Annotated in this window: 13 protein-coding genes; 9 read left to right on the top strand and 4 right to left on the bottom strand. The window is 66.0% G+C overall.

What is annotated here, in order from left to right; genetic code table 11:
* The first annotated feature begins 51 nt into the window (after nucleotides 1–51).
* Both YQ44_RS07340 and YQ44_RS07335 read left to right on the top strand, forming a co-directional pair.
* Nucleotides 52–927, top strand: coding sequence for a LysR family transcriptional regulator (locus tag YQ44_RS07340; protein ID WP_071322815.1), 876 nt, complete (start codon nucleotides 52–54; stop codon nucleotides 925–927).
* A complete protein-coding gene (locus YQ44_RS07335; protein WP_071322814.1) occupies nucleotides 924–2057 on the top strand; it encodes a YbfB/YjiJ family MFS transporter in 1134 nt (377 codons plus the stop codon). The genes YQ44_RS07340 and YQ44_RS07335 overlap by 4 nt, the downstream gene beginning before the upstream one ends.
* 16 nt (nucleotides 2058–2073) lie before the next feature.
* Here YQ44_RS07335 and YQ44_RS07330 read toward each other — a convergent pair whose 3' ends face one another.
* The gene (locus tag YQ44_RS07330) at nucleotides 2074–2574 is read right to left on the bottom strand and encodes an Lrp/AsnC family transcriptional regulator (protein WP_071326317.1); all 501 of its coding nucleotides are present in this window, start codon (nucleotides 2572–2574) and stop codon (nucleotides 2074–2076) included.
* Between the two features lie 73 nt (nucleotides 2575–2647).
* Between YQ44_RS07330 and YQ44_RS07325 the strand changes: the two genes are divergently transcribed.
* Complete coding sequence (locus tag YQ44_RS07325) at nucleotides 2648–3535, top strand: EamA family transporter (protein ID WP_071322813.1); 888 nt, start codon at nucleotides 2648–2650, stop codon at nucleotides 3533–3535.
* Between the two features lie 3 nt (nucleotides 3536–3538).
* On the opposite strand, the gene YQ44_RS07320 is transcribed toward YQ44_RS07325, so the two are convergent.
* Complete coding sequence (locus tag YQ44_RS07320; RefSeq protein WP_071326316.1) at nucleotides 3539–4762, bottom strand: MFS transporter; 1224 nt, start codon at nucleotides 4760–4762, stop codon at nucleotides 3539–3541.
* 99 nt (nucleotides 4763–4861) lie between these two features.
* On the opposite strand from YQ44_RS07320, the gene YQ44_RS07315 reads away from it, so the two are divergent.
* Both YQ44_RS07315 and YQ44_RS07310 read left to right on the top strand, forming a co-directional pair.
* The gene (locus YQ44_RS07315; protein WP_071322812.1) at nucleotides 4862–5770 is read left to right on the top strand and encodes a LysR family transcriptional regulator; all 909 of its coding nucleotides are present in this window, start codon (nucleotides 4862–4864) and stop codon (nucleotides 5768–5770) included.
* A gap of 64 nt (nucleotides 5771–5834) precedes the next feature.
* A complete protein-coding gene (locus YQ44_RS07310) occupies nucleotides 5835–6368 on the top strand; it encodes a DUF4256 domain-containing protein (protein ID WP_071322811.1) in 534 nt (177 codons plus the stop codon).
* Between the two features lie 33 nt (nucleotides 6369–6401).
* Here the strand turns inward: YQ44_RS07310 and YQ44_RS07305 are convergent, their stop codons facing one another.
* On the bottom strand, nucleotides 6402–8558 hold the full coding sequence (locus YQ44_RS07305; protein ID WP_071322810.1) for a putative bifunctional diguanylate cyclase/phosphodiesterase: 2157 nt from the start codon (nucleotides 8556–8558) through the stop codon (nucleotides 6402–6404).
* 199 nt (nucleotides 8559–8757) lie between these two features.
* Entirely contained in the window at nucleotides 8758–9681 is a 924-nt protein-coding gene (locus YQ44_RS07300) for a LysR family transcriptional regulator (RefSeq protein ID WP_071322809.1), read from the bottom strand.
* Nucleotides 9682–9847: 166 nt separating this feature from the next.
* Between YQ44_RS07300 and YQ44_RS07295 the strand changes: the two genes are divergently transcribed.
* The 4 genes from YQ44_RS07295 to ribA all read left to right on the top strand — a co-directional run bounded on the left by YQ44_RS07295 (nucleotide 9848) and on the right by ribA (nucleotide 14348).
* Nucleotides 9848–10549: a pirin family protein gene (locus tag YQ44_RS07295; RefSeq protein ID WP_071322808.1), complete on the top strand. Its 702-nt coding sequence runs from the start codon at nucleotides 9848–9850 to the stop codon at nucleotides 10547–10549.
* 106 nt (nucleotides 10550–10655) lie between these two features.
* A complete protein-coding gene (locus YQ44_RS07290) occupies nucleotides 10656–11042 on the top strand; it encodes a DoxX family protein (protein ID WP_071322807.1) in 387 nt (128 codons plus the stop codon).
* A gap of 156 nt (nucleotides 11043–11198) precedes the next feature.
* Nucleotides 11199–13436: a PhoX family protein gene (locus tag YQ44_RS07285; RefSeq protein WP_071322806.1), complete on the top strand. Its 2238-nt coding sequence runs from the start codon at nucleotides 11199–11201 to the stop codon at nucleotides 13434–13436.
* A 258-nt stretch (nucleotides 13437–13694) separates the two neighbouring features.
* Nucleotides 13695–14348 (top strand): GTP cyclohydrolase II, encoded by a 654-nt coding sequence (gene ribA, locus YQ44_RS07280; RefSeq protein WP_071322805.1) that lies wholly within the window; start codon nucleotides 13695–13697, stop codon nucleotides 14346–14348.
* Nucleotides 14349–14391 lie beyond the last annotated feature (43 nt).

Here is a 14391-nt window from a genome sequence, read left to right as displayed (position 1 = left end):
ATTCTTAAATTAAGAATCAATATATAATATCATTCCCAATGGAGAAATGATATGGATTCCGAATCGCTGAAGATCTTCTGCGCCGTCGCCGCTGAACTGAGCATCACCAACGCCGCCACGCGGCTGGGCCGGGTGCCGTCGAATGTCACCACGCGCATCCAGCAGCTGGAAGCGGAGATGGGCGCCGAACTGTTCGTGCGCGCGGGCAAGCGCATCGCCCTGTCCGCCGCCGGCGAGCGCTTTCTCGACTATGCCAGGCGCATGCTGGCGCTGGAAGAGGAAGCGCGCCACGTCGTGACGGGCGGGCGCGACGGCGGCGCGTTGCGCATAGGCAGCATGGAGAGCACGGCCGCCAGCCGCCTGCCGGCCGTGCTGGCCGCCTACCATCGGCAGCATCCGGCCACCCGCCTCGAATTGCAGACGGGGCCGTCGCGCCAGTTGATCGAGCAAGTGCGCATGGGCAAGCTCGACTGCGCCTTCGCCGCGCTGCCGCCCAACAATGATGAGTTCGACACCATGGCGGAACTGGGCTTGCAAGCCAGGCCCGTCTGGACCGAAGAGCTGTTGCTGCTATTGCCTGCCGGCCAGCCTGCCGTGCACGCGGCCCGCGACGTCCAGCCGCGTTCGCTGGCCGCCTTCCCGCAAGGCTGCGCCTATCGCCAGCTGGCCGAGCACTGGCTGGGCATGGCCGGCAGCGGCGGCTGGCGGATTCAGGAGATGAGCTCGTATCACGCGATGATCGCCTGCGTGGCTGCCGGCGCCTGCGTCACGGTGCTGCCGGCCAGCGTACTGCAGCTGAGTCCAGCGGCCGGGGCGCTGCGCACCATCGCGCTGGGGCAGGCGGACACCTGCCTGGTGTGGCGCGACGGCTTCGACGTGCCCGCGTTCCAGCACTTCACGGCCCAGCTGTGGGACATGGCCGCATGAACGCCGCGTCGCCGCTGCGCTCGGCCGTCGATGCGGCGCTGGTCATGCTGATCGGCATGGGCTTCGGCCGCTTCGCCTTCACGGCCCTCTATCCGCAGATGGTCGATGAAGGCCTGATCAGCCTGGCCGAAGGGAGCTGGGCGGCATCCGTCAACTACGCCGGCTATCTGCTGGGCGCCCTGCTCGGCATGCGCGCCCGGGCGGCCAGCGCGCACCGCCTGTGCCTGTGGGCCATGCTGGGCACGGCGTTCTGCCTGGCCATCCTCGGCGTCCTGCAATCGGCGCCCGTGCTGATACTGGTGCGCGGCGTCGCCGGCGTCTTCAGCGCGCTGGCCATGATCGCGGCGTCGCTGTGGCTGCTGGAACAGCGGCGCCAGGCGCGCAGCGCGCCGCTGCTGTATGCGGGCGTCGGCGTCGGCATCGCCGTCTCGGCCGAACTGCTGGCGCTGGGCGCGTGGGCGGGCTTGCGCAGCGGCGGACTGTGGCTGCTGCTCGGCGGCGTCAGCCTGCTGGCGGGTCTGCTGGCCGCGCGCGGCCTGGCGGCGAGCGGCCCGGAAACCGTATCGGACAGCCAGCCTGTCGATACCGCGCCGCTGGCGGCTGTCAGGCCGGCGCCGCTGGTCATGCTGTACGGCCTGGCCGGCTTCGGCTACATCATCACGGCCACGTATCTGCCGACCCTCGTCAAGGGCGCCTTGCCGGACCTGGATCCGGCCCATGTCTGGGCCGTGTTCGGCGCGGGGGCGGCGCCGTCCTGCTTCCTGTGGTATCGCCTGCATCACCGCATCGGCACGCGCCGGGCGCTGTTCTGGAATTTGCTGCTGCAGGCCATCGGCGTCATCGTTCCCGTATTCCTTGCCAATGCGGCCGGCTACCTGCTCAGCGCCGCGCTCGTGGGCGCCACGTTCACGGGCACGGTGACGATCGCCATGCCGGCCGCGCAGCGCATCGCGCGCCTGACGAACGCCAACCTGGCGGCCAGGATGACGCTGGCCTATGGCGCAGGGCAGATTGCGGGCCCGCTCGTCGCCGGCGCCTTGTACCGCCATAGCCACAGCTTTTCCCTCTCCCTCGTCGCGGCCGCCACGGCGCTGGCGGCGGCTGGCGTCATGAGCCTGCTCGCACTGTAAGGCGAGTGCCGGGCCATCAGCCGCCCAGCGGCACGTGCAGGCCCACCTTCAGGCAAGTCAAGGCCACCGACGTGCGATAGCGGCGGATATTGTCGTCGCCGCCGAACAGGCGCTCCGTCAGCGCTTCGTATTCGGCCATGCTGGCAGCCGTGATCACCAGCAGATAGTCGGCCTCGCCCGTGATGCCGTAGCACTGCTGGATGGCCGGCTCGGCCATGATGCGCGCGCGCATGCCGGCCGTGCGCAGCGGATGCTCGTCGTGCAAGTGCACCTCCACCGTCAGGGTCAGGGGGCGGCCCAGCCGGCTGGCGTCGAGCACGGCCACTTCCGCACGGATCACGCCGCTCTCGCGCAGGCGCCGGATGCGCCGCTGCACGGCCGGCGCCGACAGGTGCACGGCCTGGGCGATCTCGCGCTGCGACGTCGTGTTGTCACGTTGCAATATCTCGAGGATGGCCAGGTCGAAGCTGTCGAGGGCGGGGGCTGCGGCAGTGTTGGCGAGCGAAAGTTGCGTCATGATGGTCAAAATGGAGTGCAAATATCAGAACAGACACAATAAACTTTCATCATTCCGATATCAAGCCCCCACCATGCCATCACACCGCTATTCCTCGTTTATTCCCCTGCTGGCCATCCTCGGCTCCGTCACCTGCCTGGGCCTGGGCACTTCGTGGGCCAAGCACAGCCTGTTCCCGCTCGTCGGCGCGCAAGGCACGACGGCCGTGCGCGTGGGCTTTTCCGCGCTGTTGCTGCTGCTGTTCTGGCGCCCGTGGCGCTGGCAGCTGAGCCGCGCCGACCTGCGCACGGTGGCCCTGTACGGCGCGGCGCTGGGCTTGACCAACCTGTGCTTCTATATGGCGCTGCGCACGATCCCGTTCGGCATCGCCGTGGCCATCGAGTTTTCCGGCCCGCTGGCCGTCGCGCTGCTGGCCTCGCGCCGGCCGCTCGATTTCGTCTGGGTGGCGCTGGCCGTGGCCGGACTGGCGCTGCTGCTGCCGCTGGGACACGACGTCAGCAACCTCGACCCGACCGGCGTGCTGTTCGCGCTGGCTGCCGCCGTCTGCTGGGCCACGTATATCGTCTTCGGCAAGCGCGCCAGCCATTTGCATGCGGGACATTCCGTCTCGCTGGGCCTGGCCATGGCCGCGCTGGTGGTGGTGCCCGTGGGCGTGGCGCACAGCGGCGCCGCCCTGCTGTCGCCGGCCGTGCTGGCCGTGGGCCTGGGCGTGGCCCTCATTTCCAGCGCCGTTCCCATCTCGCTGGAAATGGTGGCCCTGAAGCGCCTGACGCCGCAGGCCTTCGGCATCATGAGCAGCATGGAACCGGCCGTGGCCGCCATGCTCGCGTTCATCCTGCTCGACGAGCGCCTCGGCGCCGGGCAATGGCTGGCCATCGCCATGATCATGGCCGCGTCGATGGGCAGTTCCTATATGGCGCAGCGCCTGAAACGGGCGCCGGCCGCCGCCGTGCATACCTGACGCTCAATGCACCGCCGCGCCCGCCACGTGGGATGCCAGGTTTTTGCGCGCCAGCCAGGCCAGCGGCAGCAGGGCCAGCAGCGCGGCGGCCACGCCGGCCCATGGCGACGACGCCATCAGCTGGCGCGAGACCATCAGCGCGCCGAGCATCGAGCCGAATGAAATGCCGAGGTTGAACGCCGAAATGTTCAGGCCCGAAGCGAAATCGACGGCTTTCGGCGTGTAGCGCTCGGCCGTGGCCAGCATGCCGGCCTGCAAGGCGGGCGACAGGCCAAACGAGAAAATGCCCCAGACAAACAGCATGACCGTCATCATCCATGGCGAGCTGATGCTCAGGGCCACGCCCACTTGCGTGGCGGCCAGCACCAGCAGCATCCATCGCAGCGCTTTTTGCCAGCCCAGGTGGCTGGTCAGGTAGCCGCCCGCCAGGTTGCCGGCAAAGGTGGCGGCGCCGAACACGATCAGCAAGGCGCTGGCCATGGTGGCGGAAAAGCCCGTCACATCCGTCAGGATGGGCGTGATGAAGGTAAACGCGGCAAAGCTGCTGCCGAAGCCGAACGTGGTGACGGCCATCATGGTCAGGATCGGGCCGCTGCCCAATGCCGCCAGCTGCGTCATGGCCTTGCCGCCCTTGCCCTGTTGCAAGCCGGCCGGCAGCCAGCGCGCCATGGCCGCCAAGCCCAAGGCGGCCAGGACGACGACGGCGAAGAACGGCAGGCGCCAGCCCATCAGGTTGCCGAGGAAGCTGCCGAAGGGCACGCCGATCACCATGGCCAGCGTCAAGCCGGCGAACATCACGGAAATCGCCCTGCCCGCCTGCGCCTTGCTGACCAGGCTGGCCGCCACAGTGGCGCCGATGGCAAAGAAGGTGCCGTGCGCCACGGCCGTGATGACCCGGCCGAACAATAACAGTTCAAACGTGTGCGAAAAGGCGGCCAGCAAGTTACCGGCAAGGAAAACGCTCATCAGCCCCAGCAGGGCTGCCTTGCGCGGCAGGCGCGACATCAGCAGCACCAGCAGCGGCGTGCCGATGGCCAGCGCCAGCGCATACAGGCTGACCAGCGAGCCGGCCGATTCGATGGAGATACGCAAATCCTTGGCGATGGCGGGCAGGATGCCGACGACGATGAATTCGGTGACGCCGATGGCAAAGGCGCCGACGGCCAGCGCCAGCACGCCGGGCGGCATCTTGCTGGCGGGAGGGGAAACAGGGCTTGCGGTGTGCATGGAATTCTCCGGCATATGGTTCAAGCCGGCCAGTGTATCGGGCTTCCAGCTTTTGATATAGACTCCCATAATGGAAACACCTGTGAAATGGATTCAATAATGGCCAGGCAAGACATCAACCGCGCATTCGAAATGGCCGTGTTTGTTGCCGTGGTGGAAACGGGCGCCTTTTCCGCCGCCGCGCGCCGCCTGGCCCTGACGCCATCGGCCGTCAGCAAGCTCGTCAACCGCCTGGAAGCGCGGCTCGGCGCGCGATTGCTCCAGCGCAGCACGCGCCAGCTGCACACGACGCCCGAGGGCGACGCCTTCTTCGTGCAGTGCAAGCGCATCCTCGACGATATCGATGGCGCCGAGCGCGAGGCGGCGCAGGGCGCGGCGCCGCGCGGGCGCCTGCGCGTCAACTGCTTCGTGCCGTTTGGCGTGCGTCATTTGCTGCCCATCCTGCCCGAGTTCGCGCAACGCTATCCCGATATCACACTCGACGTCGTCGTCAGCGATGCCGTCGTCGACTTGCTGGAAGACCGCACCGACATCGCCATCCGCACGGGCAAGCTGAAGGAATCGAACCTGGTGGCGCGCAAACTCGGCGAGGATGCGATGGTCGTGGTGGCGTCGCCGGCCTACGTGGCGCGCCACGGCCTGCCGCGCACGCCGCAGGACCTGCCATCGCATAATCTGCTGGCGTTCAACTTCCGCTGCCAGAACGAAACCTGGCCCTTCCTCGATGGCGCTGGCGGAACGGTGCACGTGGCGCCGCAAGGCAATGCCTGCGTCAGCGATGGCGAAAGCATGCGCCAGCTGGTGTTGGCGGGCATGGGACTGGGACGCTTTTCGCGCCAGCACGTGCAGCGCGACATTGCGCAAGGTCAATTAGTGGAAGTGCTGGAAGACTACAATCCGGGCGACAGGGAACTGGTGCACGCCGTCTTCGTGGGGCCGGGCCTGCAAGTGCCGGCCCGCGTGCGCGTGATGCTCGATTACCTGCTGGAAAAGGTCAAGCTGGGCTGAGCGCCGCCTGCCGGCATCGCGCCGTATAATCGCCCGTATCGTGAATCCTCCCGGGAGCCGTCTTATGCATGATGACTTGATCCGCACCTTGCAAACCCGCTTCAGCCAGCACATGGAACGCCATGCCGGCCTCGCATGGGATGCCGTGCTGGCCCGCCTGAACGCCGCTCCCGCCAGCCTCACGGCGCTACAACACATGGAAGACACGGGCGGCGAACCCGACGTCATCGGGCATGCCGGCGAGACGGGCGCCGTCACGTTTTGCGATTGTTCAGCAGAAAGTCCCGCCGGGCGCCGCAGCCTGTGCTTCGACGAAGCGGCATTGGCCGCGCGCAAGGCCAACAAGCCGGCCGGCAGCGCGGCCGCCATGGCCGACGCGATGGGCATCGCACTGCTGACGGAAGCCCATTACCGGCAACTGCAAGAACTCGGCGCATTCGACCAGAAAACGTCGAGCTGGATCGCCACGCCGGCCAGCGTCAGGAAGCTGGGCGGCGCCCTGTTCTGCGACCGCCGCTACGGACAGGTCTTCGTCTATCACAATGGCGCCGAATCGTATTACGCGGCCCGCGGGTTTCGCGGCCTGCTGCGCGTCTAGCCGCGGAAATCCTGGCGGCGGCAGGGAGCGCCGCTAGGCCACCGCTTCCAGCCGCAGCTGCCTGCCCTCGCCCAGCATCAGCTCGAATTCGGCCGCCGGCACCGCCGGGCTGAACAGATAGCCTTGCAGCTGGTCGCAGCCGAGTTCGCGCAAGAAGCGCATCTGTTCGGCCGTTTCCACGCCTTCCGCGACGATTTCCTGGCGCAGCTGCTGCGCCATGGTGACGATGGCGCGCGCGATGGCGCAGTCGTTTTCCTCGAACGGCAAGCCGATGACGAACGAGCGGTCGATTTTCAGGGTGCTGATCGGGAATTTTTTCAGATACGCGAGGCTGGAATAGCCGGTGCCGAAGTCGTCGAGCGCCAGCGCCAGGCCCATGGCCACCAGCTGGTTCATGATGTCGATGACCTTGTCGGCGCCGCGCATCAGCAGGCTTTCCGTGATTTCCAGCATGATCTGGTCGGGCCGCACCTGGTAGCGCTCGAGCACGGCCGCTATGCGCGCCGGCAACTGCTCGTCGAACTGGCGCGCCGACAGGTTGACGGCGATGGCCGGCATGTGCAGGCCACGGTCTTCCCAGCTGCGGATCTGGCGGCAAGCCTCGTCCAGCACCCAGGTGCCCAGTTCCAGGATCAAGCTGGTTTCCTCGGCGACGGGAATGAAGAGGCCGGGCGAGACCATGCCGCGCATCGGATGCTTCCAGCGCAGCAAGGCTTCCGCGCCCACGATGCGCCCGCTGGCCAGGCTCACCTTCGGCTGGTAATGCAGTTCCAGCTCCTTGTCGCCCAGCGCCAGCCGCATTTCGCTTTCCAGGCGCAGATGTTCCTTGGCGCGCCGGTTCATGTCTTCGCGGTAAAACAGGAAGGTCGATTCGATCGTCTGCCCCGCCTTGGCCACGGCCACGTCGGCAAAGCGGAACAGGGCCGGCGCTTCCAGGCCGTCTTCCGGATACACGGTGATGCCGATGCTGGCGCCCACGTGCAAGGCGTGCGTTTCGATGGTGATGGGCGCTTCGAGCAGGTTCAGCAGTTTTTGCGCGACATTTGCCGCATGCTCGCGCTTTTCGATATGCAGCAGGGCCACGACGAACTTGTTGTTGTCGACGCGCGCCAGGATGTCCGCGTCGCGCAGGGCGCCACGGAACAGCTGGCCGATGGCGATCACCAGCTGGTCGCCCACTTCATGGCCGAGGGTATCGCTGATGGAGCCGAGGCGGCTGATGTCGATGACCATCAGCGCGCCATGCGTGCCCTGGCGCTTCGCTTCGGCCAGGCCCTGGTCGACCAGCTGGTTCAGCAGGCAGCGGTTGGGCAAGCCCGTCAGGCTGTCGTAGTTGGCCATGCGCTGCATGCGCGCCTCGGCATCCTTGTGCACGGAGATATCGGAAAACAGGGAGAACACGTGGCTGATTTCGCCGAACTCGTCGCGCACGACGCTGATGGTGACGTCTTGCGGAAACAGCTCGCCATTCTTGCGCTTGCCGATGATCTCGCCGCGCCACGAGCCGTGGCCGCGCATGGCGGCGCGCACCTTGGCGCGGAAATCGGGGTCGTGCACGCCCGAGCGCAGCAAGTCCGGCGTGCGGCCGATGGCTTCGGCCGGCGAATAGCCGGTGATGCGGGAAAATGAGCTGTTGATCGAGACGATGCGCTCTTCCGCATCCGTGATCAGGACGCCCTGCTCGCTGTCTTCGATGATGCGCGCGTGCAGCTTCACCTTGTCGACGTCGGACAGCGGCTCGCTCATGGCCGACAGGCGCACGGCCATGCCGCAGGCCTTGCCCACCTGGTCGTGGATCACGTGGCGGTGCATGCGCAGCCACGTCACCATGCCCGACTTCTTGCGCCGCCGCACATCGGTGGCCACGTCGCCCTGCGTGAAATGCAGCTCCAGCACGCTCGCTTCCGCATCGTCTTCCGGGTACAGGAACAGGATGTGCTGGCCCAGCGCCTCCAGCTCGGAATAGCCGAACATCTGTTCGGCGCCATGGTTCCAGCCGATCAGGAAACCGTCGGGGTCGATTTCCAGCAAGGCATCGGCCGGCGCCACGCGCACCACGGGGCGGCTGGCGCCGCGCAAGCGCTCCAGTTCATCCTGCAGGCGCGCCAGGGTGGCGGCCTGCTGCGGGCCGGCCTGCTCGCGGGCATCCTGGGCCAGGCGCAGGCACAGCGCGACTTTCGCCTCAAGCACGGCAACCCCGCGCGTGAACCAGGTCGGGGGAACATATCAGGGGCGCTGCGGTCTGTGTAATCATCAAAATCCCACTATGGGGCATGGAGGTCGGGCAGGAATACTATCTTTATACTATGAATATGGTAACCTGAAAATGTTGGCTTATGTCAACATTTTGCAAGCATGACAGAATGACACAAGCCCGCCAGCGTGCCGTTCAGGCACGCCCCGGCAAATGCTGCGCCAGGCGGGCGAACACGTCCGGTTCGCGCATGCGCGCCATCCACCAGCGCAGCGCGGCACCATCCTCGCCGACGCGCCAGGCCAGGTAAAACGTTTCCGACGGTTTCGGCTCTTCCACGGCTTTTTCCACCAGCAGGCCGCGCGCGATGGCGGCCCGCGCGCATGGTCCCGGCAGGAAGCCGAAGCCCAGCCCCAGTACCTGGTAGTCGAACTTGACCTGCATGTTCGGCACGCTCAAGGCATCTTGTCCCAGCAGCAGGCCCACCGTGCGCGGCGCCATCTGGCGCGCCGAATCGGCCACCACGACGGCGCGGTGATGCTGCAGGTCGCCGCGCGACAGCGGTCCGGGCAGCAGCGCCAGCGGGTGCGTGGGCGCCACGGCAAAGACGAAATCGAGCATGCCGATCGGCTGCGCGATATAGCCGCCACCGGCCGGCCCGTCGCCGGGCGCGCCCACCAGCAAGTCGACGCGGCGGTCCAGCAGCGCTTCCCACGTGCCCGACAGCGTATCTTGCGCCAGGCGCAAGCGCGTCTGCTGCGCCACGCCGTAAAAGGCGCGCACGTCCTCGGCCAGGGCCACGGTGGAAAACATGGAATCGATGCCGATGGCCAGTTCCGTCTCCCAGCCCGAGGCCACGCGGCGCACGCGGTGCTCGAGGTCCTGCGCCGCCTTCAGCAGGTAGCGCCCTTCCTTCAGCAATTCCTGGCCGGCCGCCGTCAGCACGACTTTCGGGCCATTGCGCTGGAATACCTGCACGCCCAGGTCATCCTCCAGCTTGGCCACCGTGTAGGAAATGGTGGACGGGACTTTATGCAACTCCTTGCCGGCCGACGAGAACGATCCGCGGCGGTCGATGGCGTCGACGATTTGCAGGGCTTCCAGGCTCAGTCTTAACATTCGATTTTTTCGATCATAAGGTGGTAGATTTTCCGTTTTTCTTTCTCGGCTGACGGGCCTATACTTTCTCCATCGTACAGCGAAGGGCAGCAAAGGTGCCACGGCAGTCACCGCACAAGCAACCTTCGAAATTATCGCACATTAACTTATAGAAACGGAGTCCACCATGTTACAGATTCGTCATAGCGAAGAACGCGGCGCCGCCAACCACGGCTGGCTCAATTCCCACCACAGCTTTTCCTTCGGCAGCTATCACGATCCGAAACACATGGGATTTGGCCCGCTGCTGGTGATCAATGAAGACCGGGTCACGCCAGGCCAGGGTTTCGGCACGCACGGCCACCGCGACATGGAAATCATTTCGTACGTGCTCGACGGCGCGCTCGAACACAAGGACAGCATGGGCACCGGTTCCGTCCTGCACTACGGCGACGTGCAGCGCATGAGCGCCGGCAGCGGCGTGCGTCACAGCGAGTTCAACCATTCCAACACGGACGGCCTGCACTTCCTGCAGATCTGGATACAGCCGAACATGACGGGCATTGCCCCCAGCTATGAAGAGAAGCATTTTTCGCCAGACAGCAAACGGGGCAAGCTGCGCCTGATCGCCTCGGGCGACGGCCGCCAGGGTTCCGTGCTGATCCACCAGGACGCGGCCATCTACGCCAGCATCCTGCAGGAAGGCGAGCAGCTGGAACACGCGCTGGAAGACGGCCGCTGCGCCTATGTGCACCTGATCCGCGGCAGCCTGGCGGTCAATGGCGTGGCCTTGAAGGCGGGCGATGCGCTGAAGCTGACGCAGGAAGCGGCCGTGACAGTGACCCAGGCGGAAGACGCGGAATTCCTGCTGTTCGACTTGCCTAAATGATGGTACCAGGCCAAACCTGCTGCGCATCGCACCCTGCGATGCCCGCTACGGTTGGGCCAGGCGCCGCACATCGACCTCACATCGTGATAAAAACAACTGGACTACCATGAAAAATAACACCGATCTGCTGTACCCCGTCGGCCGCGCCGCCCTTGGCGTGCTGTTCTTTGTCTCGGGCTTGCTGAAAATCGGCGGCTTTGCGGGCGTGGCCGGCTACATGGCCAGCCAGGGCTTGCCGCTGGCAAATATCCTGCTGGTCGCCGTGATCGCGCTGGAAGTGGGTGGCGGCTTGCTGCTGATCACAGGCTGGCAGGCGCGCTGGGCGGCGCTGGCCCTGGCGCTGTTCCTGATCCCGACCACCGTGATCTTCCACGCCTTCTGGAGCGCCGATGCGGCCCACTTCCAGGACCAGCTGACGAACTTCCTGAAGAATCTGTCCATCTTCGGCGGCATGCTCTTGCTGGTGGAACGCGGTTTTCGCCAGGCCAGGTAAGCGCCGGGCTGCCGGATCGAACGGGGCCGTCACGGACGCGGCCCGCCCGGCCGGCAGCCTGTCACCTTACCGTCATCAAACTGACACGGCGCTGTCACATACACTGACTATCATGCGGTTGCCATTTAATCACGCAACCACAGGACATCGCAGCCCATGAACAAGCCCAACGATCTGGCCATCCGCGCCACCGATCTGAACGACATTGACAGCAACGCGTCCCACGACAACCACTTCAACAGCATCCTGAACGCCCGCCTGAGCCGCCGCAACTGGCTGCGCGGCAGCGCCGTCACGGCCGCTACCGCCGTCATGGGTTCGATGGGCCTGTCCGCTTGCGGCGGCGGCAGCGATGCGGTCGCCGTCACGCCGACGCCGACGCCCGAAAAACTGCTGGCGTTTACCGCCGTGCCGAAAAGCCTGGCCGACGTCGTGTCGGTGCCGGCCGGCTACACGGCCACGGCCCTGTATGCGCTGGGCGACTCGCTGCGCGCGGCCACCCCGGCCTACAAGAACGACGGCACCGACACCGATTTCGACAACCGCGCCGGCGACCACCACGACGGCATGGAATACTACGGCCTCTCCGCCGCCGGCGCGCCGCTGGCGTCCGGCGCCGAACGGGGCTTGCTGGCGATGAACCACGAAGCGACCACGGACGAAAAACTGTCCTCGCACTTCCTGCACGTGAACGGCGGCACCACCTCGCTGCCGCGCCCCGCCGCCGAAGTCGACAAGGAAGTGGCCGTCCACGGCCTGAGCGTGGTCGAAGTGAAGAAGACGGGCAGCACCTGGGCCACCGTCAACGATTCCGCGTTCAACCGCCGCGTCACGCCGCTGACGGACATCGAGATCTCCGGCCCGGCACGCGGCAACGCCCTGATGGTGACCAAGTATTCGCCGACCGGCACCAAGACGCGCGGCACCATCAACAACTGCGGCACGGGCAAATCGCCATGGGGCAGCTACCTCTCCGGCGAAGAAAACTGGGCCGGCTACTTCACGCGCTCGGCCAGCGACAACGCCGCGCGCGGCGACAAGTCCGTCGCTTCGCTGAACCGCTATGGCCGCAGCCAGGGCGGCGCCTCGCGCCACGGCTGGGAAACGGGCGGCAGCGACGACAAGTACGCGCGCTGGAACCTGAGCAAGATTGGCGCCTCGGCCAACGGCAGCGACGACTACCGCAATGAATTGAACGGCATGGGCTACATCGTCGAGATGGACCCGTACGACAAGACCCGCCCCATCCGCAAGCGCACGGCGCTGGGCCGCTACGCGCACGAAAGCGCCGCCTTCAGCGTGCCGGCCGTGGGCCAGCAGCTGGCCGTCTACATGGGCGACGATTCGCGCAACGAATACATCTACAAGTTCGTCTCGGCGGCCGTCTGGGCCGCCGCCGATGCCAACCCGGCCGACCGCATCGCCACCGGCGACAAATACCTCGACTCGGGCAAGCTGTACGTGGCCAAGCTGGCCGCCGACGGCACGGGCCAGTGGATCGAGCTGGCCATGTCGAACGCGCTGATCCAGGCTTACGGCGCCTACAAGTTCGCCGACCTGGCCGACGTGCTGGTCAACGCCCGCCTGGCGGCCGACGCCGTGGGCGCGACGAAGATGGACCGCCCGGAATGGTGCTCGGTCAACCCGGCCAATGGCGAGATCTACTACACGCTGACCAACAATTCGAACCGCACCGTCAATCCGAGCGGCTCGTCGCAGCTGGCGCCGGACAGCGCCAACCCGCGCGCCTACACGGACATGAAGGGCAGCAGCGCGCAGAACGGCAATCCGAACGGCCATATCATCCGCTTCAAGGAAGGCACGGGTGCGGCCGCGGCCACCAGCTTTACCTGGGATGTCTACCTGTTTGGCGCCGAGAGCGGCGCCGACGCCAGCAAGATCAACCTGTCGAACCTGACGGCCGACCAGGATTTCTCGAGCCCGGACGGCCTGGCATTCAGCCCCTACACCGGCATCTGCTGGATCCAGACCGACGATGGCGCGTACACGGACGTCACCAACTGCATGATGCTGGCGGCCATCCCGGGCAAGGTCGGCGATGGCGCCAAGTCCACGCTGAACTACGCCACGGCGGCCGGCGGCAACCTGGCGGTCGACACCTTCATCGGCAAGAAACCCACGGCCGACACGCTCAAGCGCTTCCTGGTGGGGCCGGTCGGCTCGGAAATCACGGGCATCAGCGAAACGCCCGATGGCAAGACCATGTTCATCAACATCCAGCATCCGGGCGAAACCACGTCGCTGGCGAATATCGGCGACCCGTCGAAGTACACGAGCCAGTGGCCGGCCAACGCGGGCTATGGCGCCGGCAAGCGGCCGCGCTCGGCCACCATCGTGATCACCAAGAACGACGGCGGACGCATCGGCAGCTGATGGTCCATGCCTTGCGTGTGCCTGTGCCGCCATTGCCGCTTGCGCGCACTGGCGGCGGCAGGCGACGGACGAGGCCCGCCATCCACCTTGTAAAACAATGAAGTGCCCCTAAGTAAGGCCCATCACCAGACATTGCAAGCACCGAATGGCAGCCAGGGAAAACGTTTCCCTGCTTTTTGGTATGATGGCAAGGCGCGCCGGCACCGGAGTGGTGTCGCGCGCCTTTTATTTTTGACAATTACTTATATGAGCACAACCATGCAAAGCGGCGCAGACATCCTGGCGACAGGCGAATTGGATTACACGACTTCCTGCGCACTGCCGACGCCGTGGGCCCAGTTCACCCTGCACGCCTTTGTCGAGCACGCCACGGGCAAGGAACACCTGGCCATGGTGCTGGGCGATATCGGCAATGGCGACCCCGTGCTGGCGCGCGTGCATTCCGAGTGCCTGACGGGCGACGTGCTGTTTTCGCAGCGCTGCGACTGCGGCGCCCAGCTCGAAGGCGCGCTGAAACGCATCGCCGAGGAAGGCCGCGGCATCCTGCTGTACCTGCGCCAGGAAGGACGTGGCATCGGCCTGATCAACAAGATCCGCGCCTACCGCCTGCAGGAAGCGGGCGCCGACACGGTGCAGGCGAATGAACAGCTAGGCTTCAAGGCCGATGCGCGCAACTACACCCTGTGCAAGCCCATGTTTGCGCAATTCGGCATCCACAGCCTGCGCCTGATGACCAACAACCCGCGCAAGATCGCGGCCATGGAAGCGCTGGGCATCACGGTGGCCGAACGGGTACCGCTGCTGGTCAACCGCAATGCGTTCAACCAGCACTACCTGAATACCAAGCAAAGCAAGCTCGGTCACATGATGACGCCGGAAACGGCGCCGGCGCTGGAAGACGGCGCCCTGTAATCGCCCGGGCCGGCGCAGCGTGTGTGCCGCGCCGGCCCGCGCC

It is taken from the genome of Janthinobacterium sp. 1_2014MBL_MicDiv (assembly GCF_001865675.1).
GTDB lineage: Bacteria > Pseudomonadota > Gammaproteobacteria > Burkholderiales > Burkholderiaceae_D > Janthinobacterium.
Note: the sequence above shows the minus strand (reverse complement) of the source record. Positions and strands in the feature narration are given on the sequence as shown.